Here is a 23674-nt window from a genome sequence, read left to right as displayed (position 1 = left end):
AGTCGTAATTAGACGGCAGCAGCTCTGTACGAGTACGCTGCCGTCGTCATATCATCTGTCACGAATGGTTTATAGCATTACAACACCAAAAATTGCGTTCCATACCCCTTCCCAGAAACCAAAGCTGCTTCCAGCTCCTCTTGATCTCCTTTGTCCACTAACACCACATTTTCGGGATACAGCTTGCCTAACAAAGCCCACTGTACAAGTTCATTTCCGCCTGTTGGTATGATATGGACTCCATTATCCGTATTTGTCACCAATCCGGAATGCGACAAAATGTCTGCTACCTGATGAATGCTCGTTGATGTTCGCTTCACAGTAGCTGCCTTGGAATGGTTGTTCTCTTCAGGCCGATATGAAAATCGATGTCCCCTGAAAAGCTGACCAAGATCCACACTAGATTCTACACTAGATGATGCATGACCTTCCCTCTCCAGTCTGAAACGCAAGGTCGTTCGATCTGAATCTGTATTCGGAAGCAGCCGTGCGATGGATGGAAGATCACTATGATTCTCTGAAATGTGAAAGTGATCCTTGCTGCCAGGTATACCCGTTCCTGCTTCGTCGCGTGGTGCAGCATAATAATCGTCATATTCATATTCGAAAGAGATGGCAACTAAATCTTTTGTATCTTCAGTCTCAATGGTTTGTACCGGATGCCACTTCAGAAGATAACGTGCAGCCGTACCAGCCGACTCTCCCAATCCAGCGGGCAACACAGTTCCCAAAGGATATTGAAAGCCGTAACCAGCAGAGGTCAAACTCGAGCTAAGCACACTCTGTGCATATTGAACAATCGCCTTGTGAGTTAATTCCTTCCCGAGCAATTGAGTTAAAAAGACCTTACGGGCAGGCTCCAGAAAACGTAATCCTTTGAATTGCGTGTGTTCCATGACTTCAAACGGTACTTGTTCCCAATTGGCAAAGGGAAGTAATGCATCCCGCAGCAATACAAATTGGTGCAAGTATTCATTATATAACTGCATAACTCTTGGTCCCCCAGCGGGACCCCAAACCTGAGCAATAGCTTCCGGTATCAGGGTATGACCATAGCAATGACTTCTAAATTCCAGCTCTCCTAGAGTTTCCGGTCCATATTGTGCCAGTGCCCTCTTTTCAGAATTAATCTCTCGTGCCCAGAGAACCAATTGTTCACCGATACGTGCCGCCTGTGCCGTAATTTCAACACCTGCCTTATCCTTCAAAGCCAAAGGTCCAAGCGGTAGTGATGAAAGATCACCGGAGATCGCCAAATTGGCCTGAAGGCTGTCCAATAACACCGAAGGATTACCGTCTATCGGTTCGCCCAGCTGAACCAGTATCGCCTCAAGCAGTTTATCCAGCTCTATGACGACCTCTTTTGCTCTATATATGCCATTAGGCAATTTCCAATCCAAAGCCGCGTTCTCTCCTGGTCTAATTGAATCCTGTGGATATGTGCCAATGAGAGACTCCACATCTATTGCGTTTCCCCATACGATCCGTTTATCTTTCAAGTGAAGTTGATACGCTGGCATTTTTCCCACTCCTTCAGTACGATTTTTATATTGAACGACAATTCAATTTGCCCTTCGAATGTTAGATTATCAGGTGCCCTGATCGTTGAATAGTACGCACTTTTTTGTATGATCCGATCATTTTTGTGTCGTAGGATACTTTTTGATCCTGCAAAATAAAGGGTCGATTTGTACGACAAACAATGCATCACCTTTCTGATCCTGTGCATTAGAATGAAATACAAGCATTTCAAAAAGAGATGCCCCGGCTAATCTGCTATAGCCTTGGCATCTCTTTAAGTTCAACGACCTACTTTGCAGCATATAGGGCCGTCTTAAACTATTTGGGTACTTTACAACGTTTCGACTATTCTCCGCGAACAACACGAAACCCCTGATCCGGACCAAAACCATTTGCATCGAATTTGCCTCGAAAAGCGATCTCGTTATTGTTGACACCACCGATCCAGCCCCCGCCTTTTATTACCCGAAATGAAGCCATTTGGCTCTCAGCATCGCTGTACCAGTCCCAGCACCATTCTCTTACATTGCCAGACATATCGTAGATTCCAAGCTCGTTGGGCTGTTGGGTACCAATCGATTTGGTTTTGGTTTTGTTGCTCTCTATGGCAGGCCAGTTCCAGTCTCCAGTTAAGATTTTGTCCCCGGCGTTCTTCCAATACCATGCGACTTTGTCGGCGTTGTTGCTGCCGCTGTATGTGTAATTCTTGCTCTCCTGACCTCCGCTTGCGGCATATTCCCATTCCGCTTCTGTAGGCAGTCGGTAACCGTTAGTTCCCTCATTAATCGTTACTGTCCATTTTATATTATCGTTATCATTCTTATTATTCAGGTCTTGGGTATCCTTATCAATGTTGTAATGCGGCTTCAAGCCCTCTTGTATACTTCTTTGATTGCAATACTCTATCGCATCATACCAACTCACCATTTCTACTGGTAATTGATCTCCTTTGAATCCAGAGGGGTTGTTTCCCATGACCTCTTCCCACTCTTTTTGAGTTACCTCATATTTTCCGATATAAAAGTTCGAAAGAGTCGCATTTCTTCCAGCAAAATTGGACTTGTTGTTCTTAAACGTTCCACCTTGCACGAATACAAGGTTATCCTCCGGTTCGGGTTTATCCTGCGAACAAGCACTCATCACTACCATTATTGCTATTAAAAAGAACATTAATAGCTTTCTCATTGAACAATCTCCTTTAAACTAATGGGAAAATAATTGGCTATGATACCTATCATTTCGTATCCGGCAACGTCGAAGGCCATTTGTCTGGCTGAAACGGCCTTCAACATATCCGGACTGAAAGTAGAACTGAGGAAAAGGCATTGAGCCTGTCCTTAATGCATAAAAATCTGTTTTACTTACGTTAAATGGGGTTGCTTACCGTGGATTACTTACCACACCGTTACGTTGGAACTTCCACTGCTTTGATATCCTTCTGTCGCTAACACCTGGTATGACCAACTGCTACCCAGATTCATTCCTTTACTTGCCCATGCGTTCACATGGTTGCTGAATGTAATAGCGGAGTTAACTCCGGTCGCTCTCTTCGATTGTCTTACGCTCCAGTACTGGGCAAAGGTTTGTGTACCGTCAATGGAAGGTGCATTGTATCGCATCGTTGTATAGATGTCATATGTTCCTCCGTCACTGGTGACAGTACCTTTAAACGTTCCTGTTGGTCGGTAAGTGCCCCAGCTATCTACAACGTAATATTCAATAAGTGCATTTCTTGTCCACCCGTAGAGTGTCAAATAGCCATTGCCGGATGGAGACCAAACCCCAGCATTATAGTTAATTGTCCGGTTTGGAGATCCAACATTCCAGCCTTTACCAACAACAAAGTTCCCCGTATTTTGCCATGTCACACTGTAATTTCCGCCCGACCCATTCACAGCATTAACCGTACCGCCGCCATCGGTCCAATTCTGCCAATAATCTGTCGCTGCACTTGAGGTTGCTGCAAACACGCCAAAACTCATGGAAGCCGCAAGAATGACCGTCAACATTTTTTTGCTAAATTTAAACATACTCTACCTCCCAATATGATTATATTTGCCTTATCGACTGCTTTCGTCTGATTCTCGGTTGAAGTTCTCAATTACCATTTGATGCAATTCTTTTTACTTTTACCTCCTTTCTGACTAAATTATAGAATGATAGCGGTTACATAAAAACCTGACAAATTAAAGATTAATCTCTAATATGTTTAGATCTATATCTGCTTTCCTTCTAAAAATCGACTTGTACCTATAAGAAAACAAATATGCAAAAAGCCGCCCAGAAGGGCGGCTGTGAAAGTAAATGCTATGCTTAGAAATTATCTAATACCTTTCAACCTCTACTGCGTCATCTGTACCCTCAACCCACATATAATAGCGTGTTTTATCTTTATATATGCGTACTTTCGGATACAACGAATAGGATTGAAGGCTAAAAAAATTTGGCTCAACTTGCTTCCATACTTCACCATTTAAGAGTTGATAACTATTCCTTATACTGTATCCATTAAAATATTCGATCTCAGTATCAACATAATCAGTCACATTGTTTTGGAGATAATCTAAATAAGTAATAAGAGGGTCCAATCTATTTATTTCTTCATTTAGCTGTGAGAATGGAACCTTTATATCTATGAATCCCTCTGACAATTCTGCAACTTGAGAGGGATAAAATCGAACAATTATACCATTATCGTAGTAATAAAATGGTGTGGAAGAGTTTATTGGAATATCATATATACTCTTTTCATAAATTGTAATTCCCTTATTATACTTGAGCTGAAGGTTATGAGATAAAATAGACACAAGATTGGCCTTTTTTTGATCAGAATCTACTACATCGTATAATGTAATTCGGTCACCTGTTGCAAGATCAAAATTATAAATAATGGATACATATGTTCCTATATTATCATCGCTGTAATTGAGTCCATCTGTGTAAGCTACAGATAATATTTTATTATTATTGTAAGTAGTTTTCACGCTCGTTTTGTACCAAGCTACACTATTATTCTGTTGGAGTGCCTTATTGCCATTAGCTACTTCTACTGTATGTTCCTTTAAAGTATCATTTATTTTTTTTATAACTATTGCATTTCCACCACTAATTTGAACATACGGTTGACCTTTATAGGTATGTACAGCGGTTTTAACTGTTGTTGAAGCTTCCGTTGAATTTGATGAGAATAATACGTAACTCGTTAAGAATAATAGTGTTGCCAAGATTAATTTCTTCAATATGACCTTGCACCCCCAACATTTCTATACCATCTGTGTATTTACTCAATAATAAAAGTTTACCATTTTGAATTCAGTTTTTTGCTCAAATATTGTAGCTGTGTAAGCTAAATGATCTCCCCTCCTTTTTTTTATTTTACCATTAATTTTATTTTTGAAGGAACTATCTATATCTCAAAATGTCATCTTAACACTTTTTTTAAGAAGTTATATCCTCCCCTTCCCCGTTTCTACCCCGTATCTTTTTAATGACTTGATTCGTTTACAAAGAGATACTATTTCTTTCTACGGAGGATTAATATTATGGAAATTTCAAAGGGAGTCGAAATGCTCCATCTGGACTATCATGGGAATGTGATACACCCTATTCTTTTAAAGGATCAAGAAATGACTATTCTAATAGACACTGGTTTTCCAGATCAATTTAAGGATTTACGTGTGGCAATGGAGAAGGCTGGCGTTTCAATAGACCAATTAAATGCAGTTATTTTGACCCATCAGGATGTCGATCATATAGGGAATCTACCGGAGATTTTACAGACGCGTGGCAACGCTGTTTATGTATATGCACACGAATTGGATAAGCCGTACATCCAAGGGGAACTGCCTCTGATAAAAGATGGTCACCTGGATAATCCGCCAAAGGGCACAGTAAACCATACTTTAATAGATGGTCAGGAACTGCCGTTTTGTGGCGGGATTCGCGTTATTCACACGCCTGGACACACACCCGGTCATATCAGTCTTTATTTGAAGGAAAGTAAAACGCTCATTGCCGGGGATTCCATGTACAGTGTAGAAGGTATACTTGGTGGAATTCACGCCCCGACTACACCGGATATGAACGCAGCAAAGCTCTCGTTGAGAAAATATGCAGATTTCGATATTACATCTGTCATTTGTTACCACGGGGGATTAAGTAATGTAAATGTGAAAGATCAGATAGCAGCACTCAACCAAAATTAAATTTTCAATATACACTATCGGTGAGTATTATTCAGTTATTTTAAAACCAGACTGCTCATTTTGCTGTCATTATAAATCATAAAGACGCTTCTTCAGGTGCTCGCCACCCGTGGGAACGTCTTTTTTCGTTGAAGAGAATAAGCAAATCATTGGACATTTTTGTTGCAAACCCATAATTGTTCGTATACAATAAAACAAATTAGTTGTTCTATAAATATAGAACAAGAAAGAACAGGGGGAAATTCGAGCTATGAACTACAAAGTGGAAGTTGATTTCGCGCCCATTTATGAATGTGTAAGCAGCCTGACGGTTTTCATGAGTAAACAGAATCATAATGCTCTGGATGCTGGAAAACTATGGGTCAGAGAAGTACAAGATCGGTTCGCACCTGCCAAACTACAACAAATGCGGGAGACGATGAAACTTGTAGATGATTTTAGCCTTGCACCTTATATTTGGAGTTGTCCCGGTGAACGCTCAGTGAGTGGTTTTTTGGATTGGCTTGAAGACCTAACCACGGGCCAGCTATATGACATCGCTGCTAATGTGAAGTTGTCCGTTCCCTCCAATCTCCCGGAACTGCGCAGCCGGACATCCGAAGCGCTGCGTGAATGGGATACCCACTATTTCAGCCAAATTGATTCGGCGATTATCGAAGGTCTCGCCTTAGAAGCTGAAACCAGACAGTCCAGTTTAAACGGAACCAATGACTTAGAGGTCTATGAGGAGGCAACAGAAGGTATGCGTCTATACCCCACCCCTCTGCTCAAACAAGTGATTCTAATCCCTCAATATCATGCTCGTCCCTTTGTCACCTCAGCCATCTTTGATGAAGTGATTTTCACAAGTTACTCTGCCGATATTCTCCCACCAGCAACGGGTCGGCCTGAACATCGGTTGTTGCGTCTAACGCGAGCTTTGTCCGACGAGACCAGATTATATATCCTCCGCCTGTTGGCTGGAAGGCAGTTAACATTCACTGAGATCGTTAGCGAGGTTAAACTTTCTAAAAGTACGGTTCACTACCACCTGATTTCATTAAGGGCAGCGGGGCTTGTCATCGTGCATTATAACCAGAAAACGACCTCTTACAGCTTGCGTTTAGAAGCTCTCAACAAGCTTTCGGAACAGATTTCAGCTTATATTGAAGAATGATGATCATGCCCTTTAACCTACGCACACGGAGGAACACTCATGCTTAAGCGCAGTTATTATGGTTTACTAGCGACTGTCACTCTGAGTTCATTTGGTGACGTATTTGGTCTTCTGGCTATGGAATGGCTTGTCTATGAAATAACTGCATCTAAGATGGCCATGGGTGCGATGGCACTAAGCTTTAGCATTCCAGAAGTGGCCATTCGGTTGCTCGGCTCGCCGTTAGCCGATCGGTTACACCGAGGGCGGTTCATGGCAGTGCTTGCTTCTGTTAGGTTGCTTGCTCTCTTATTACCGCTGAGTCTGGGACTCGCAGGCCACTTGCAATTATGGCATCTTTTCCTGGCCGCAGGACTAAGCGGGGCATGTTCTGCCCTATTCATGCCCACCGCAATGGCAATTATTCCCGGAGTATCAGATAAACACAAATTGGTGCGTGCATTCGCGGTAATCGACGGCTGCCGTAATGCAGCTGCTTTGTTGGGCCCAGCCTTAGCCGGAGCTCTTACTGCCGTAGCTGGGGCGTTGCCAACGCTCGGCATCAACGCCGTTTGTTACACCGCCGCCATTGCCACGTTGCTCTATCTGCCCACAATGCAGAAGCCAGTAGCAGCTAAGTCCTCATTTTCAATTAAGGCTTATTTCAGAGATATCCATGAAGGTTTCTCCTTTTATCGTAGTTTCCCGGCCATGCTTTCGATTATGGGAATGGTTTCGATCAGCAACATGTCTTCTGTAGCGATCTGGACGATGATGATTCCTTTTGTTCGTGAAGTGTTAAATCGGGATGCCGCTGCTATGGGTACACTCACCACTGCTTCAGCATGTGGCACATTAATAGGACTTTTGGTCATCTCGTGGATGGGTGAAATCAAAAGACGACGGACAGTTATGTTGTGCAGCCTAGCCGCCATCGGGCTTTTTAACGCCTTACTGGGCCTATTCCCGAGTTATCCGTTTGCGCTCGTTGCCTTATGTGCCGCTGGTGCAGCAGGACCTTTCTTTGGTTCTCTCAGTTCAGCTTTGCATGGTACACTTGTCCCCGGACCTCTTCAAGGCCGAGTCAACTCAATACGGTTCCTCATTGGTGGCGGACTACAGCCTGTAGGTGCTTTTGCAGGTGCAGCGGTTGCAGAACTCTATGGTCTGCCTTTCTTATTCTTGTCTTTGGGTCTGCTCCCCTTGCTTTGTTCGGTCGCCGCAGCTTTCCTTCCCAACCTGAAGAATTTAGATGGTGATTTATCTACTTTACAGAATAGAACACAATTCAATTCTCATAACAAGGTAATTAACACATTATAGGAATGTCATTTTTTTAAAATAGGTGAATCTCTGGATTAGTTGTGTGTATCCGCTATAGCTGACTTGTAATCTACAAATCGGATACACACCGCACAAAAAAGAACGACAATCCCGATCAAGGTTTTGTCGTTCCTCATTCATTTAAATTTTCTTTCCTATATCTTCTCCGCTACAGCAGTTCGAACTGAAGCTGAGGTTCTGTTATCTCAGTTTTCCCTTCCAGCTGTACAGCGCCATATCCCAATTCCAGAACCGCAGCAATTCGCTCGTTGCCTAACACGCCAAACTTTTCAGCACGACTCCGGTCGTACATCCAGTCATGCAACGTACTGCGCACACCCAGGCCCTGTTCATGGGCAAGCAAACGAAAATTTTGGATCAGACAGCAGACAGCTGCAAAGTCCTCTTCCCGCTTATGATGATCCGCCTCTTCCTTCACCAGAACCAGAAGATACGCTGGAGCGTGCTCCTGCATTCCCTGCATGAGTTTCCCATTACGATTATCGGCAAAAATAAATCGCCACGGCTCACGAAGTCCATCATTTGGCGCCCACACGGCGTGATTGAGCAATTCAAGGATTAGCTCCTGTGATACCGGTCGATCCAAAAAATATTTCGGACTGTGTATGCCCCCTTGCAGATCGGACAATTCCATATTTACATCCTCCCTTCTACGTAGTCTGACCCTGAAATACAGTCCACTTTTGCTCAGCTGGTGTTCTTTTCCGGCTTCTTGGCGCTTTGTCGTAATATCCCATATGAAGAATGCCAACAAATCTTTCATCCTCACGCAGTCCAATTCCTTTGAAAAAGCCTTCATTCTGAATCATGGACTCTGTATCCCACAGCATTCCTAACCCTTTTTCCCATCCCAGCAGTTGGAAGCTCTGCATCATCCCGCAGGCAGCCGCATAATTGCGGTCATTGGTCAGACGATCCGGTCCTACAGTCGACATAACAATGACATGAGCAGGAATATCGGTAAACCTCTTTTTAAACACATCCAGCAGTTTTCCCGGAATCAACTTGCCGAGCTTGCTCTGCGACATCTGTTCCAGCATGCAGTCAACCAACCGTTTGCGTGCTTCGGGAGTTCCGGCATAAACAACACGCCATGAGCCAGATTCAACAGATGGTTGAAGCCGTGTAGCCTTGTGCAGCAATTCAACAACCAACTCCTGTTCCACCGGTGTAGAATTACATTTACGAATACTTCTGCGTTCCCTGATCAATTCTGCCAGACTCAAGTGTTTCACTCTCCTTCAGTTTATCTGGATTCCATATCCATGCTGCTGTCTTGAAGAAATTGAAGTATTATTTTCAGCTCCGGTTCCGAATATTTGTCCAAAGAACGATAGAACCGTTCAGCCTCAAGTACATGTAAACGTTCATGCAGTTCAAAGATCTTTTTGCCTTGTGGTGACAACCGGAAGTAGCTCTCCTTTTTGTTGTCATTCATTTTCGTACGTTTGACGAATCCTTCCTCCAGCAGTTTGTTGCCGATCTTGGTAATACTCGCTTTGGACAAATTCATCGCCTCAGCAATACCTGTGTTGTTTATAGGCTCATGCTTGCCAATGCAATCTATCATATGAACCGCGGTCAAATGCTGAGGGATTTTGTCCATGCTTTCCCGCTGGGCGATACTTAGAAAATGTTCAATTTCCGTATCCTTGTGATTCTCATATACATGTAAAAACCGGATAAATTGGTCATACAGTAACTGTTTTGTTCGATCGTTTGAATCCATTCTTCAATCGCTCCTTATTTACTTATAAACAATAAAAAAACCTTGAATGATTAAACTAATTCAGGAAATTAATCTGAAATAGTTTACTTGTTAACAATATATCACGAGTGAGAACAGTTATCAACTATTTCCTCTGGTAAAAGAAAAAAATTAGAATTAAGCCCTAGGCTACCTTACTGCTTGGGAAATGGCATCTTACATACAGAAACATTTTCTATTTTGATAACGTCTACATATTCAAATAATTAATCCTTAGTGGAGGAGCCTATGTTTAAAAAAATCACTATTTCCTTGCTGACAACGACTCTGCTCATCCTGCCGAGCTTTGCGGCTACCGGGGAAGCTGCAAACCAGTACATCACAATGGATACTGGCATGCTACAAAATAATCGTGTTCTAATTCCGTTACGGGCAGTGTCCGAAAACTTGGGAGCGGAAGTTAACTGGAACAAAGAACTAAAAAATATCACCATGACCAAAGGTGAAACGACAATACTTTTGACCATTAACTCTAAAAAGATACTGGTTAACCAAGAGGAAGTTTCTCTGGATGTTCCTGCGGAATTAAACGATAACACCACCTATGTCCCGGCGCGGTTTATCAGTCAAACTTTAGGCGCTGACGTGCAATGGAATCAACAAACCAGCCAAGCAACAATCACTCTGGATGGCACGCAAATACAGGTGACGATGGCAAAACCCAAAGTGCAAGTGCCCAATACAAAGAGAATAACGGCCAAACAACAGCAAATCTTCGTTGATAAATTAAATGAAGCGACAAACCTGTCTTCCATTAAGCAAATTCGGACATACTTTAGCGCCTATTTTACAGATCGTTTTATCAACGAAATTATTCGGGATAAAGGGCTGGAATACAACTTTAAATTCAAAGTCATCAGCCAATCCGGTCTGACTTACCGTGACAGCAATACAGCTAGATTAAGTCAATACTCGGGTTCTAGTTCCGTTTACGGTAACAAGGAAACACTCTACCGAAGTGCCACACTCGTCTATACAAATAAGGGCTGGAAAGTAGATCGTGTTGAATTTTCATTAATAGACGAGATACTTAATCCTTAAGATCATCTCTCTTGATAAGAGAAATCCATTAACTATTGAACAATTTTGCTTTTTCAAGTACTATCAATCTAAACAATTTAATCGATCATATGTAACTGGCGAACACGGTGAACCGTGAGGGAGCATATGGTTTTGTTAATAAGCCGTACGCCTGGGCAGAGGTAAGGAATATTTATTTCCTTGCCTCTTTTTTATGTTGAAAGGGCGATGTGAAAATGAGTACTGACAAACTGATCTTGAATGGACAAACGGTAGCGGATTTTATGAAGGAAGACATGGCCTCGAAGGTTGCCATTCTTAAGGAAAAAGGCATTCAGCCTTGTCTCGCTACAATTCTCGTCGGAGATGATCCTTCTTCAGCGACTTATGTGCGTATGAAAGGAAATGCTTGTGCTCGCTTAGGCGTGCAATCCATTAAGGTCGTTCTTTCTGCGGATACCACCACGGATGAATTAATTCAAGAAATAAACAAGCTAAATGATGACCCTTCCGTACACGGTATTTTGCTTCAGCACCCTGTCCCGAATCATATCGATGAAAGAGCAGCTTTTGATGCCATTAGTATCGAGAAAGACGTTGACGGTGTTACGACTCTCGGTTTTGCACTTAATGCTTTTGGAGACGCAGAATTCCCTTCCTGTACACCACAGGCTATTATGCGCATTTTGGATTTCTACAATATTCAGATCGAGGGCAAACATGCAGTTGTCATCGGAAGAAGTCCAATTCTGGGCAAACCTGTCTCAGCCATGCTGCTCAACCGGAATGCAACGGTGACGATTTGCCACTCCAAAACCGTGAATCTGGAAGAAATCGTGAAGCTTGGCGATATCATAATTGCAGCCGTGGGCAAACCGCTCTTTGTTAAAGGAGACTGGATTAAACCAGGTGCTGTCGTTATTGATGCAGGTTATAACAAAGGCAACGTCGGAGATGTGGACTACGAAGCTTGCTTTGTTCCTTCTTCAGCAATTACACCTGTACCGGGCGGTGTTGGTCCTGTAACGATTGCGACGCTCATTGAACATACGATTAAATCTGCCTACAAGCTGTCTGAAAATGCATAATTGAATTAGCCAAAAAACAAGGTCCCTCCAGTTGACGAGGGGCCTGTTTTGTCTTTGAATAAGCTCGAATTGAAAATAAGAAAATATATAGATCTTTTTTTCTCTTTTTACAAACGGACCATATCTATATTATTATGAACAAGGCTTAGGAAGGAGATAAACATAACTTGAAACCTTTAGTACAGCTCCTGCATTTTGGTTATCATCAGGCGATGAGTTGCATTTTTCCTGTGGCGATCTTTGGAACGTTGGCCCTTTCTAGCGTAATTCAGATACCCTTTCTTTATCGCTATGATGCCATTCTGCTTGTTTTATTAGCAGTACAATACCTTATGTACCGGAGCGGATTGGAAACACGTGATGAAATCAAAGTCATATGTATATTTCACGTGATTGGATTGGTACTGGAGATGTATAAGGTGTGGATGGGATCCTGGTCATACCCTGAGCCTGGTTATACCAAGCTCTTTGGCGTTCCCCTTTATAGCGGATTTATGTATGCAAGTGTAGCAAGCTTTATGTGCCAAATATGGCGCAGATTGCGTATGGACATGACAGGCTGGCCTGGGTTTGCATCTTCGGTTCTGTTAGGAGGAGCCATCTATATCAACTTTTTCACACATCATTTTATTCCCGATTTTCGTTGGTGGTTGACCGCTCTGGTATTTATTGTTTTTCGTAAAACATGGATTATCTATCGGGTACGATTAACTACCTATCGAATGCCGTTAACGCTCGCTTTTGTCATCGTAGGTTTTTTCATCTGGACTGCTGAAAATATAGCTACATTTTTTAACGGCTGGAAATACCCTGACCAGCATGACTCCTGGCAACTGGTCAGTTTTAGCAAGATCAGTTCGTGGTTCCTTTTGGTGATTATTAGTGTCATCATTGTGGCCCAACTGAAATATGTCAAAGCTAATCGAAAATAATGAGTAGGAGGATACAATGGAAGACTTTATTTTGTGGTTGAAATATGTGTTATTAGGTATCGTACAAGGGGCTACAGAGCCTATTCCGGTTTCTTCAAGCGGACATTTGATTATCGTTCAACGACTGCTTGGCATGCAGCAGAACGGATTATCCTTTGAAATTTTGACAAACACAGCCTCACTGATTGCCATTATGTTTATTTTTCGGGAAGATATCAAAAAACTTATTGTAGGAGGCTGGCGATTTCTAGTCTCTCGCAATGCGGAGTACAGAGCAGATTTTATGTTTTGTCTATACATAATCATTGGTACCCTGCCTGCTGCGATCGGGGCTGTGCTATTCAAGGATAAAATTGAAGAAATATTCACTTCTGTCTATACGGTTGCGATTAGTTTACTGATCACAGGGGTTGCGCTGTGGCTTATTCGAAACCTTCGCGGGCGCAAAAGAGATGGGGATTTGTCTGCGAAAGACGCAGTACTGGTGGGTCTGGCTCAAGCGGTGGCTCTTATTCCGGGAATAAGCCGCTCTGGTGCAACAGTGATTGCATCTATTGCTGTCGGGATGAAACAAGAAACGGCGTTGAAATTTTCTTTTATGCTCTACATTCCGATCAGCATTGGCGGGGTAATATTAGGGGCTTCTGACATTGTAACCGATCCGCACCGAGCGCAGTTAGCTATACCTTACATTTTAGCGTTCATTACGACCCTTATCGTAACCTACTTTTCAATGAGATGGTTCATGGGAATTATGGCAAGAGGGAACTTGATTTACTTTTCATACTATTGCTTCGTAGTCGGAATTCTTTTACTTATTTTTTTGTAAACCCGAATTTTCCTTGTAACGTATAAGGGAACAACCCTAAACAGTGGGTTGTTCCCTTTTTATTGTCTTCCAGACTTGACGATCTCGCCCTACTCGCAGGTTCCGTACGAACACTCTTTAACGTTCTCCAAGAACCATGGCGCCCATGCCATTCGGATCATCCATTTGTTTATGGGTTACGATTTCTCCTTTATCGTTGAATCCCTTCATTTCATACGGAATTGTTGCAGACGAGGGCAGTGATACAAACCAGATTATGCTTTCCGGCCCCACCTCAACCAACTTGGCTTCGGCAACTACTGGTTTCTCATTTCCCTCAAACTCGACTGTTACACGCTGAATAGCCGGGTCTAATATATGTCCAAACAGCATAGGGAAAGGTGTCGATATGTGACTCAATTCAGGTATGCTCATGTAATCCAGTGCAGACGTGAATTGAGATGATTCACCAATGGAATATCCGCCACCCCATGCCCACTTCCATCCGAATATTATTTTCCGAGCATACTCCATCTGAAGATTGCTGTTATTTTCCTGACCCGTTTTTTGTTTGAACAAAATTATGCCGCCGTCTACCGGTTCTTGATGAATGATTTGTAATGAATCATCATTATTTCTAAACTTTCGGATCGCTTCTTCAGCAGTTTTTCCTATAGGAATATGCATGGTTTCACTCATTCCCATTGCTTTGGACATGCGCCGATCGGCTAGTCCGCCAGGTCTGTCATTAACATAAACAAATGCGATGCACGTTATGAGCAAAAGTAAAATGACTATCGCAGTAATTCGAATGATTCGTTTTCTTCGCATTTTTGGCATTACGATGTCCATTCACTCCTTAAGATGACGATGACGACTATTCGCCCTGAACCGTAGATAAGGAAACAAGGACCGGACTAGCGAAATCGGAAGCTTCTTCCCCTTTGGGATTGTGAAGACGGAATAAAAAAGCGTCACCTTTTTCTGATTTCCAGACCATATAATCGTTTATCCCTTTTTCACCTGAAGCTTGAAGATAAAGCTCGGCGAAACCAAGCGGGTGCTCAATCAACTCGCCACTATAATCAGTCACCGCACCGAATTTTTCCAAGTTCTCTTGACCAGTTGTCTTAAGCTTTTCCAGATCATAATCTGAGGGCAGTGGTTCAATATCCACATAGTAGTCGGGATTGCTTGTCAGCGACAAGCGGCCTTTGGCAGCATCAAAAGAAAACTTCTCGAACACGTACAATGTAAAACCTTCCCCTTGATGCAAGGTGGCCGTTTGTGATGAATTCCCCTCCCCTGTCATCAAATCAAAACTTTCTGTTTGCGGTCGTGTCGTTTCAGATGTTTCCTCATTTTCTGTGGTTGGAGCTGTAACCGACTCATTTGTTGGTGCTGATGGTTCAGAGGTTGCAGGCAGCTCTGTTTCTCCAGAGCAAGCTGTAAGTGCAACAAACATAACGAGTATCGGGATTTTAATAAAAACAGAACGAAGTTCTTTCAATTGTATCACTCCTTACAAGTTTAATGGTCAATATGTTATTACCCATGGAAGCGCATGGAAACCATACGATTGCCCCTACTCACTCCATTCTCCACCTGAACAATATGTTATGTTTAAAACGAAAAAAAGTCGCCATAATGGCGACTTTTTACGTAATTTAGATTGTACAGATTGTAAAATTAATTGAACTTATAGGTCCAAAATGCTTCTCTTCCAAACCGATTTCGGATTTGTTCATCGTCCAAATTCCCCTTGCCGACAAGTTCCGGCGCTTGGAATTGTGAACGGTGAGCTCGAATCGACGCCATTTTCTTGGCAAGGAATCCGCTCACGTCTTCAATCACATCCGCTTTCCCGATACTCTCTTCGTGATTGTTCGAGAATGCGCAGCAGTACACAATAGGTCTCTCCTCTGCGGGCAATCGACCAATCGTTCGCGTAACCGCGGCTCCGGTTGCATCATGATCGGGATGCACACTATACCCCGGATAGAAAGTAATGACCAGTGAAGGGTTAAGCTCCTTGATCAGGGCTAAGATGTGGCCATCTAGCAGCTCAGGGTCTTCAAACTCGATCATTTTATCATGAAAACCGAGCATCCTTAAGTCTTGAATACCAATCGCATTGGAGGACTCTATGAGTTCATCCTTACGGATTATTGGCAAGGTGACCCGGTTGGCAAATGGAGGGATGCCCATATTACGTCCCATCTCCCCTAGAGTCAGGCAAGCATAAGTGACTTGAGCACCGCCTTCTATGTACTTCGCCAACGTTCCCGAAGCAGTGAATGCTTCATCATCGGGATGGGGAAACACAACTAAAATGCGCTGATGTTCAATCTGTTTGTTATTCATGCTTATTTGATCCTCCGCTTTCATCAGAACAATTCCCGACTAAGTTGTAAAGCTACAACCAGCTTTCCTTGACTATCGTGACCAGCCAGAATGAGTCGTTCTTGTTCCAGCTCGTCAATGTGTGTAAGTCCTTCAGCGTATATCCAGCCGTGAGTGGTTTTTAAACCAACTCGGTATGGGCCTGTGCCCGAGATAGATCCTTGCGTATATCGTATGACCGCATTGGAAATGAATGCCGACCCCGGATGCCTTGTGCTATCGAAGTGACTGGCGTAAGCACCTGACGTGAGTTCGAGGTGTAAATATAGGTCCTGATCGAGAAGTTGATTGATCCGGTGTTGGATGTCTTGAGGCTCTATTGGCTGCATGGCGGCCTCCTTTTTAATAAAAAGTAACGTTCTACATCCATTTTAACATATGTCCCGTGAGAATAAACATGGAATGAGTGAGCGAATGTTTGGAATACTCTCTATTTACTGTTTTCTAAAGAATCCTCTTCCTTCTGCACGGGTTCGGAGCACTCTCTTCTTAACAGGGCAATTTCATGTCGATAAGGTGCACTTTTATATTTTATTTTGCCAATCGACGGCGTCTCAAGCAGTTTCGGAATTGACACGAGCTGGGGATGATGTACGATATTATCCAAAGTCTGAAGTCCGATATGTCCGTGCCCAATGTTTTCATGGCGATCTTTCCTCGATCCCCGCACATTCTTGGAGTCATTGATATGCAGTACTTTTAATCGATCAAGGCCAAGCACCTTATCAAACTGCTCAAGTACCACATCAAAATTATCAACAATATCGTATCCGGCATCATGAACATGACAAGTGTCCAGACATATGGAAATCCGTTCATTCCGCTGCACGCCATCGACAATCTGTGCCAGTTCTTCAAAGCTTGTTCCGCACTCTGTTCCTTTTCCCGCCATCGTCTCCAACGAAATCTGTACCTCCGGGTGATTATCGTCTTGTAATACTTCATTTAATCCCCGGATTATTTGTCGAATACCGATGTCCAATCCAGCATTTACGTGGGCCCCGGGGTGAAGAACAAGCTGATTTGATCCCAGCGCTGCCGTTCGTTCGATCTCGTCTCGCAGGAATTGTACGCTAAAATCAAACACCTCTCGTTTGCAACTATTCGCCAGATTAATCAGGAATGGAGCATGCACGACAATATTGGAAATGCCATGCTGCTTCATGTGCAAATGACCTGCTTCTATATTATATTGCGAAATAGATTTTCGTTTCGAATTCTGCGGTGCGCCAGTGTACATCAGAAAAGTAGATGCACCGTAAGAAGCGGCTTCTTTACTAGCCTGAAGAAGCATCTCTTTTCCTCCAAAGGATACATGCGATCCAATCAGCAGATCACTACTTTTCATCATTACCAACCACCCTCTCCTGTTGAAACCATCATTCAATTATCAATGAAATGGGTTGGATTGGCTAATGGGAAATGACGGTGGTGAAGGAGATCAGAGGAAGGCATCATTTGGTCGCAATAACTTACATGTTTAAGGCAAAAAAGCCGCCAATTGGCGGCTTGATATGCATTTCAGTTCTCGTTACAACCATTTTCATTCTCAACGCTTGGCTTCCGGTTCAGGGAGTAACAAATACGTTATCGAAGTGTGTATGCTTGTTTGCCGTTCTAACACCGATTTTGCCATGCGTGAACGGATTCAAGCTGTTGTCCGTATAATCGATCTTCGGAGTGACCATATCATCCACATAAACTTTGATGTTTGTACCATTAACGGCAACTTTCATATGATACCAGGTATTGGTGGAATATGATTGCGCGTTGCTCTTGAGGAGCGCCCAATTATAATTCATCTTGCCCAGACTAACTCCGCTTGTGGTCAGATAGGCGTAATATCCTTGTAAAGCATCATAATTGTTCTGACCTCGTTCTGTGCCGTGGGATGGATTGGACACTCTGACAAGTAACCCCCCATCTCCCCCTGAGTCAATCATCTTAATATCCGCCTCGACCGTATAATCTGCCCATCCTGAATCTCCAAATGTAGATTTGGCAGGTCCGGTGCTCGCTGCACTGTATTCACCATTCTCTACAGCCCACGTTCCTTCAAACCGTGTCCATCCATTATCGTCGCCGTCGTTAAAATTATCACTTACACTTGTCACATCAACATTCTTCTGAAACGTCATTCTTGAGAAATCAGCCTCGCCTGTTACGAATTCAACCTTTAATTCCCGTTGTCCAGCATTTAAGTAGACCTTTTTCTTCGATATGTTTTTCCAATTATCCCATCCGCCCGTATTAGGTACATTGACGATACCCGTTAAGTCGGTCGAACCATCCCACACTCGGATCTGAGCCCCGTCCAACGAGGTAGCCATGCGAAAATCAATATCGTAATATCCACTTGACTCCACGTTTACTTTGTATTTATACCATTCTCCCGTCTGATTCCAGCCTAAGTTGAACAGTCCTTCGTTATTCAGGCGAATATCCCCGGCATCGGTACGATAAGCCCCGCCCAGGTTCCCAGCCGTTGTATCGTGATAAGCGACACCTTCGCCTCCTTTCATATAATGAACGGCCTCGATTGTTCCTGGAATCGGCTTGGAGGCATTCCATGCACTGCTTCCGTTCACATCATTGTTAAAAGCAGTATAGCCGAAGTCCGCATGTGTATCCTCTGTCAGAACACCAATTTTGCCTGCTCCTACATTGGCAGTACGCGTTGCTTTGAACATACCATCTACGTAGTATTTAAACGTTGATCCCGATTTTTCTATCCTTATGTTATGCCATTTCGAATAATTGAAGTCGGCAGGCAGATCGAATGTTTGCCAAGCCTGATCCACTCCGTTAATTCGGAAAAATGTCTCAAGTCTTTTGTTTTTCGAACTGATCAGCGCAACACCGTAATTGTTCTCATTCGTATAGGAGAATGTAGCGCCGTATCTCGGATTGGTGGACGTTCCCCGATTCATTTCCTTCATGTTAAATTCAGCCGTATAATCCGATGCGCTGCTCGAAGCCGTCACTTGTTTATACCAAGTTGAGCTGCCCATTGAATTTTGCCACATGAGTTCCTGATTGTAGATGCCCCAATTACCACCGTTCACGTTGGACCAATTACTTCCGATTGCAGAACGATCGAAGTAGTCATAGAAAACAGGCATTTCTGGATTGGGTTGATCCGTTGAAGTCGGACCTTGCACGATCATCTTGTCGTTATTCCATACAATTCGGTCCATGTTCAGATGCCGCAGCGGTCCAATGATTCCGTTACCTTCCAAATTGTGATACATCATATAGTGAGTGTCCAGATTAGGTCCTGTTACTACAGTGTTGTGTCCTAATCCCACGGTTGGACCCTCTGTACGAATTAATACCGGGTTTGTGCTATCAGTAACATATCCGGACCTCGGACCTGTCGTGCTAACTGCCACATCCACCCGATATCCTTTGCTAAATACGTGGTTACCTGTATAGGTCATATAGTATTTTCCATTTCGTTTGAAGACGGTTGAACCCTCAGTCCAGCCTCCCATCCCCACGCCTGTAGACGCACTCACTCCGATCTCAGTCGGACTGCTCATCGGTGCTGCATCTATGCGGCCCTGTGCTGCGTGATAGAAGCTGAACGAGCCATCATCGTCAATGAACACATTACCGTCAATCGACTTTCCAAGGTTGCCCGTTACTACATTGAAGGGTCCGGTAGGACTTGTGCTATTCAGCACGTAATGTCCTTTTCCGGCAGGTGATGTATACATGTAGAACATGCCATTCCAGTAAACAACTTCAGGAGCATAAGCTCCGTGCGTAATGGGATCTGTTGCAGCTAATCCACGGTACGACCAATTCACCAGGTCTTTGGAGCTCCAGACTTTGACACCGTCGTCCGTATCTCTTGTGCTTACATACAGGTAATAGTATCCATTAAATTTCAATACATAGGGGTCCCCGAGTCCATATTGTCCCCATTCATCCGGTAACGTTTGCGGATTTTGATAGGCTGTGGCAGGGAGTGGCACTGACGAAACCATTAATAAAATGACCAACAGCGTGAACATGAATCGACGACTCTTCCTCACATGATTTCCTCCTAGTCTGTTTTTTGTTACCGCTTACAAATACATCAAGGTTCTCTACGTGCGCTTCTGTCTTACATCCGAAGAACTTGTTTTCTTCTGCACAACGGCTAACCGTCACAACCGTATGTACAGACATAATCGAGTCTCTTCATCGGGTGTTGAAATCTAGCATAAAGTAAGAAGTTATAAATAGAAATAACATTTCGTTGTCATTTATTTGGCATTTTGTTGAAAAAAAGTGCTTATCTTTTTTTAGAACTCACTCGTTCATATAAACCAGAAAAAACCTCAGGAAAACTCTCCTGAGGTTTAAACGTCTATCCCGTTTCTTACGTATTAATCCAACAACGGGGTAACGGTGAGACTTAAAAGATTGATCTCGCCATGTCCACCTGAAATTTGGATTGTGTTAACATTACCTGGCTCCAAATGAACGGTGATATTGGTGATTCCGTCGAACTCCTGCAAACCGCCAGTGGATAGCGCATTCAGCAAGGAATAGTCCTGGTCATTAATCGTCAGATGCAATTTGGCCAGTCGTTCACCTGTCGCATAATGAAGCTCAATCGATGCTCTGCCGCCTTCGCCTCCATCTATATTCTTAAACAAGGCGTACGCTTCTGAGGATTGAAGATTCCCGACCACGGTTTGACCGGATTGCAATATCCTGATTTCAGCTCCACCAAAAACATGACAAGCTGCACCTGCATAAACTTTCTGTTGCCGTGCAGGAACCGGGGCTGGACCAACGGACGATACACCTTCCCTTGTCTGAACCACAGGTCTGATGGAACCATCTTCATCGAACTCCAGATAGTCGATACATACGCTACGCAGCGTACCTTCTCCAGAGATCGCTTGATTGTGATAAAAAAGATACCATTGCCCTTTGAATTCTACTACAGAGCCATGGGTCGTGGAACAGCCTGTCGGCTCCAGAAAAATGCCTCGGTACGTCCATGGGCCAAGCGGATTCTCGCTTGTTGCGTATCTCATACGGTTGTTGTCTTCCAGATTGTCCGCATAGCTAAGATAATAAAGATTGTTTCTTTTGAACACCCAGGCCGCTTCATGAAAATCCTCAAGTCCTTGCATTTCTGTCATACCGTTCTCCAGTGACATCATATCTTCATTGAGCTTGCCTCCCAGACAGACACTGCCGCCACCATAGTAGATATAGGCGCTATTGTCATCGTCTACAATTACACACGGGTCAATCAGTGCAAACCCGCCAAGCCCCTCGATATACCCTTGATCCGTAAAGCCATGCGCTGGATAGCTACTGGTGGCAACCCCGATCTTCCAGGAATCATTCCAGTTCGAATCACTTGGATGCGGATAATAGAAGTAAAAGGTCCCATTCTTGTATGCACAGTCAGGCGCCCACATGAACCCGCCCTCCGGTCTGCCCCAGGAAACGTCGTCTGAACGGAGTATTTCCCCTTCGTCCAACCAGTGAACCATATCCTCCGAGGAGAAAACATGATATCTGTCCATGAGATCGCAACCTCTGGCTGGGTCCATATCATGAGATGCGTAAATGTAAATTTTACCGTTGTTCCATACATGGGCCGAAGGATCTGCTGTATATATAGATGTGATTGCTGGATTCATGGATGTAGTCTTTTGGCGTGTGGTTTCGAAGCCAATATCATTAGTAGTCATTTTTAATCCTCCTGAACGTATACGAACTTGTTAAAATCATGCCCTTTGGGCTCTATTGATGACTTGTTGGATGGTTTGCCGTCACTGGAATCTGGTTTTTGAACATGCGATTGATATCCCCTGCAAGTCGGAGATAAAAGTCTGAAGATACGGCAACACCGTCGGCATCCAGCGTTAGAAAATATTGATTGGTTGGAATCATGGAGCTGTTCTCTGCCATCTTGGCAATAGCCGTACCTTCATCGTACTCGTCAAACATCGCGATATATCCGGTATTGATACCGATGCTCTTCAGATTGTAGGCCTGCCTCCACATGAAGTCTCCATGCAGACGCGGATTCTCAATTCTTGGGCCACCAGTCATGTTCGACCAAGCCGAACCCGGCCAGATCACTGGCTGATAGTCAATTCCATTTTGCTGTGTGAAAGCCAGATCAGGTTGAAGCTGATTGGTTTTGAAGCTGTCCGCTTGCTGAATATTGCCGAAGCGGGCAACGGACCAAGGCGAGATCATATCCAACGATTTGTAGACGTTCATAAAATCAGATCGAGAGTCGTTATTTCCCGTTCTCCAATACGTAGGCACGCCACCGATGACATAGATCCCCTGGTTTTTGAACCAACCGATCAAATCGGCCGCCTCTGCTGCAGTACCCGGCCGATCCGTGAAGCCAATACCCCAGATGCAGACAACCATTTTGCCATTCTGCTTCGCATAGGCCGAAGATGATGGCAGGTGCATGTTGTTCACAACATTGGTCGTCCAGTCATGCTTAACTGCCTGTACCCAATTGCTCGCATTCATGCCCGTAATGTCATACATGACATAGAACTTGCGATTATAAGATTCCGCGGCATTTTTAACCTTGACGGCTACGCTGTCCCGGTTGCTTTTCCAGTTGTTAGGTGTGTCACTCTCATCTGCGCCGAACCGTTGCAATGCTGCACCATCGATATTGTAGGTTTGCATCCACTCAAAATGTTTGTTGACCGTCTCCTGATCGTAAGAGGAGAACAATTTGGCAGGAGAACCATTACCGAGGTTCGCCAAACTTGTCTGATACAGCTTGGAATATTCGCGAAGGTCTGGATACAACTCGAAATTCACGTTGCCATTTGCTGATGGCGCACTGCTATTTTTGGACCAGTGCACCCAGCCCCCGTTCGGTGAACCGTCTCCGGCTGCGTTGAACCAGCCTTGATACCCGGCATACAGCTTGCCTACGACATCGCCTCCGCTGCCTGCGGCGGAAGCACTATACTTGAACCAGAGTAGATTGAATAAATTGCCGGTTCCGCCCGTGAATTTAAGATAGACTGTGTGTACACCAGTGGCACCACTGATTGACCCGGACTTCGTTTGCCAGGATTGCCATCCGCCCGTAGATGGAACAGCAACAGTTCCCGCGAGTGTCCCGTTTAGGCTATCCAGACGGACCTCAATTGTACCGCCACTGTTATTACTGGCTACTCTCACGTCGATTGAATTGGCACCGCTGCCAAAATCCACATTGTTGAATACAATGTAATCGCCGTTGTCGATAAATGCGACATTTTGCCCTCCCTCGCTGGAACTTTCCAGTTGGACTCCGGATTGACTGTTATAACTGGAAGCCTGCGTTTGATTAAACGCGGAAGCTGCCGATACGATGGAAGGTGAAATAGACAAACACAACGTAAGAATCAATAATGCCGCACTTGCAAAAGCCAAAACCTTCTTGTTTTTTTGCATGAAATTTAGCATA

General features: G+C 43.8%; 22 protein-coding genes and 1 riboswitch. Of the genes, 7 read left to right on the top strand and 15 right to left on the bottom strand.

The features are described from left to right. Positions 1-77 precede the first annotated feature (77 nt). The 4 genes from BUA17_RS05405 to BUA17_RS05390 form a co-directional block, all read right to left on the bottom strand. Positions 78-1520: a hypothetical protein gene (locus BUA17_RS05405; RefSeq protein ID WP_072732841.1), complete on the bottom strand. Its 1443-nt coding sequence runs from the start codon at positions 1518-1520 to the stop codon at positions 78-80. A 346-nt stretch (positions 1521-1866) separates the two neighbouring features. Continuing rightward, a complete protein-coding gene (locus tag BUA17_RS05400; protein WP_072732840.1) occupies positions 1867-2706 on the bottom strand; it encodes a formylglycine-generating enzyme family protein in 840 nt (279 codons plus the stop codon). A 209-nt stretch (positions 2707-2915) separates the two neighbouring features. Further along, positions 2916-3551 (bottom strand): glycoside hydrolase family 11 protein, encoded by a 636-nt coding sequence (locus BUA17_RS05395; protein WP_072732839.1) that lies wholly within the window; start codon positions 3549-3551, stop codon positions 2916-2918. Between the two features lie 294 nt (positions 3552-3845). Continuing rightward, positions 3846-4760, bottom strand: a complete 915-nt coding sequence (locus BUA17_RS05390) for a hypothetical protein (RefSeq protein WP_072732838.1) — start codon at positions 4758-4760, stop codon at positions 3846-3848. Between the two features lie 303 nt (positions 4761-5063). Between BUA17_RS05390 and BUA17_RS05385 the strand changes: the two genes are divergently transcribed. The 3 genes from BUA17_RS05385 to BUA17_RS05375 all read left to right on the top strand — a co-directional run bounded on the left by BUA17_RS05385 (position 5064) and on the right by BUA17_RS05375 (position 8184). Next, on the top strand, positions 5064-5726 hold the full coding sequence (locus BUA17_RS05385) for an MBL fold metallo-hydrolase (RefSeq protein WP_072732837.1): 663 nt from the start codon (positions 5064-5066) through the stop codon (positions 5724-5726). Positions 5727-5976: 250 nt separating this feature from the next. Then, the gene (locus tag BUA17_RS05380; RefSeq protein WP_072732836.1) at positions 5977-6882 is read left to right on the top strand and encodes an ArsR/SmtB family transcription factor; all 906 of its coding nucleotides are present in this window, start codon (positions 5977-5979) and stop codon (positions 6880-6882) included. 39 nt (positions 6883-6921) lie between these two features. Further along, the gene (locus BUA17_RS05375; RefSeq protein ID WP_072732835.1) at positions 6922-8184 is read left to right on the top strand and encodes an MFS transporter; all 1263 of its coding nucleotides are present in this window, start codon (positions 6922-6924) and stop codon (positions 8182-8184) included. Between the two features lie 169 nt (positions 8185-8353). Here the strand turns inward: BUA17_RS05375 and BUA17_RS05370 are convergent, their stop codons facing one another. From BUA17_RS05370 to BUA17_RS05360, 3 genes are read right to left on the bottom strand one after another with little or no spacing between them, the layout of a single operon-like run. Then, entirely contained in the window at positions 8354-8839 is a 486-nt protein-coding gene (locus tag BUA17_RS05370) for a nitroreductase family protein (RefSeq protein WP_063565029.1), read from the bottom strand. 16 nt (positions 8840-8855) lie between these two features. After that, on the bottom strand, positions 8856-9440 hold the full coding sequence (locus BUA17_RS05365; protein WP_244552076.1) for a nitroreductase family protein: 585 nt from the start codon (positions 9438-9440) through the stop codon (positions 8856-8858). Between the two features lie 11 nt (positions 9441-9451). Further along, positions 9452-9934 carry a MarR family transcriptional regulator gene (locus tag BUA17_RS05360; RefSeq protein WP_063565031.1) on the bottom strand — a complete coding sequence of 161 codons (483 nt, stop codon included), beginning with the start codon at positions 9932-9934 and terminating at the stop codon, positions 9452-9454. Positions 9935-10201: 267 nt separating this feature from the next. On the opposite strand from BUA17_RS05360, the gene BUA17_RS05355 reads away from it, so the two are divergent. The 4 genes from BUA17_RS05355 (at position 10202) to BUA17_RS05340 (ending at position 13842) form a co-directional block, all read left to right on the top strand. Further along, complete coding sequence (locus tag BUA17_RS05355; protein WP_072732833.1) at positions 10202-11014, top strand: stalk domain-containing protein; 813 nt, start codon at positions 10202-10204, stop codon at positions 11012-11014. An 81-nt stretch (positions 11015-11095) separates the two neighbouring features. Continuing rightward, positions 11096-11178, top strand: a riboswitch (ZMP/ZTP riboswitch). A gap of 51 nt (positions 11179-11229) precedes the next feature. Continuing rightward, complete coding sequence (locus BUA17_RS05350) at positions 11230-12081, top strand: bifunctional 5,10-methylenetetrahydrofolate dehydrogenase/5,10-methenyltetrahydrofolate cyclohydrolase (protein WP_072732832.1); 852 nt, start codon at positions 11230-11232, stop codon at positions 12079-12081. A 167-nt stretch (positions 12082-12248) separates the two neighbouring features. After that, on the top strand, positions 12249-13013 hold the full coding sequence (locus tag BUA17_RS05345; RefSeq protein ID WP_072732831.1) for a DUF817 domain-containing protein: 765 nt from the start codon (positions 12249-12251) through the stop codon (positions 13011-13013). Between the two features lie 16 nt (positions 13014-13029). Next, entirely contained in the window at positions 13030-13842 is an 813-nt protein-coding gene (locus BUA17_RS05340) for an undecaprenyl-diphosphate phosphatase (protein ID WP_063565034.1), read from the top strand. A gap of 117 nt (positions 13843-13959) precedes the next feature. Here the strand turns inward: BUA17_RS05340 and BUA17_RS05335 are convergent, their stop codons facing one another. The 8 genes from BUA17_RS05335 to BUA17_RS05300 all read right to left on the bottom strand — a co-directional run bounded on the left by BUA17_RS05335 (position 13960) and on the right by BUA17_RS05300 (position 23673). Then, a complete protein-coding gene (locus BUA17_RS05335; protein ID WP_083584587.1) occupies positions 13960-14673 on the bottom strand; it encodes a hypothetical protein in 714 nt (237 codons plus the stop codon). A 25-nt stretch (positions 14674-14698) separates the two neighbouring features. Further along, complete coding sequence (locus tag BUA17_RS05330; protein ID WP_072732830.1) at positions 14699-15331, bottom strand: hypothetical protein; 633 nt, start codon at positions 15329-15331, stop codon at positions 14699-14701. Positions 15332-15510: 179 nt separating this feature from the next. Next, positions 15511-16185: a bacillithiol biosynthesis deacetylase BshB2 gene (gene bshB2 / locus BUA17_RS05325; protein WP_072733489.1), complete on the bottom strand. Its 675-nt coding sequence runs from the start codon at positions 16183-16185 to the stop codon at positions 15511-15513. 23 nt (positions 16186-16208) lie between these two features. Beyond that, complete coding sequence (locus BUA17_RS05320) at positions 16209-16553, bottom strand: YojF family protein (RefSeq protein ID WP_024631702.1); 345 nt, start codon at positions 16551-16553, stop codon at positions 16209-16211. Positions 16554-16654: 101 nt separating this feature from the next. After that, on the bottom strand, positions 16655-17575 hold the full coding sequence (locus tag BUA17_RS05315; protein WP_244552075.1) for a deoxyribonuclease IV: 921 nt from the start codon (positions 17573-17575) through the stop codon (positions 16655-16657). Between the two features lie 217 nt (positions 17576-17792). Beyond that, positions 17793-20264 (bottom strand): family 43 glycosylhydrolase, encoded by a 2472-nt coding sequence (locus BUA17_RS05310; RefSeq protein WP_244552074.1) that lies wholly within the window; start codon positions 20262-20264, stop codon positions 17793-17795. A 336-nt stretch (positions 20265-20600) separates the two neighbouring features. Next, complete coding sequence (locus tag BUA17_RS05305) at positions 20601-21929, bottom strand: family 43 glycosylhydrolase (protein ID WP_072732828.1); 1329 nt, start codon at positions 21927-21929, stop codon at positions 20601-20603. A 52-nt stretch (positions 21930-21981) separates the two neighbouring features. Then, on the bottom strand, positions 21982-23673 hold the full coding sequence (locus tag BUA17_RS05300) for a carbohydrate-binding protein (RefSeq protein ID WP_083584586.1): 1692 nt from the start codon (positions 23671-23673) through the stop codon (positions 21982-21984). Position 23674: the final 1 nt, after the last annotated feature.

The organism is Paenibacillus sp. ov031, assembly GCF_900143165.1.
Lineage (GTDB): Bacteria > Bacillota > Bacilli > Paenibacillales > Paenibacillaceae > Paenibacillus > Paenibacillus marchantiae.
This window is presented reverse-complemented; position numbering and strand designations above follow the sequence as displayed.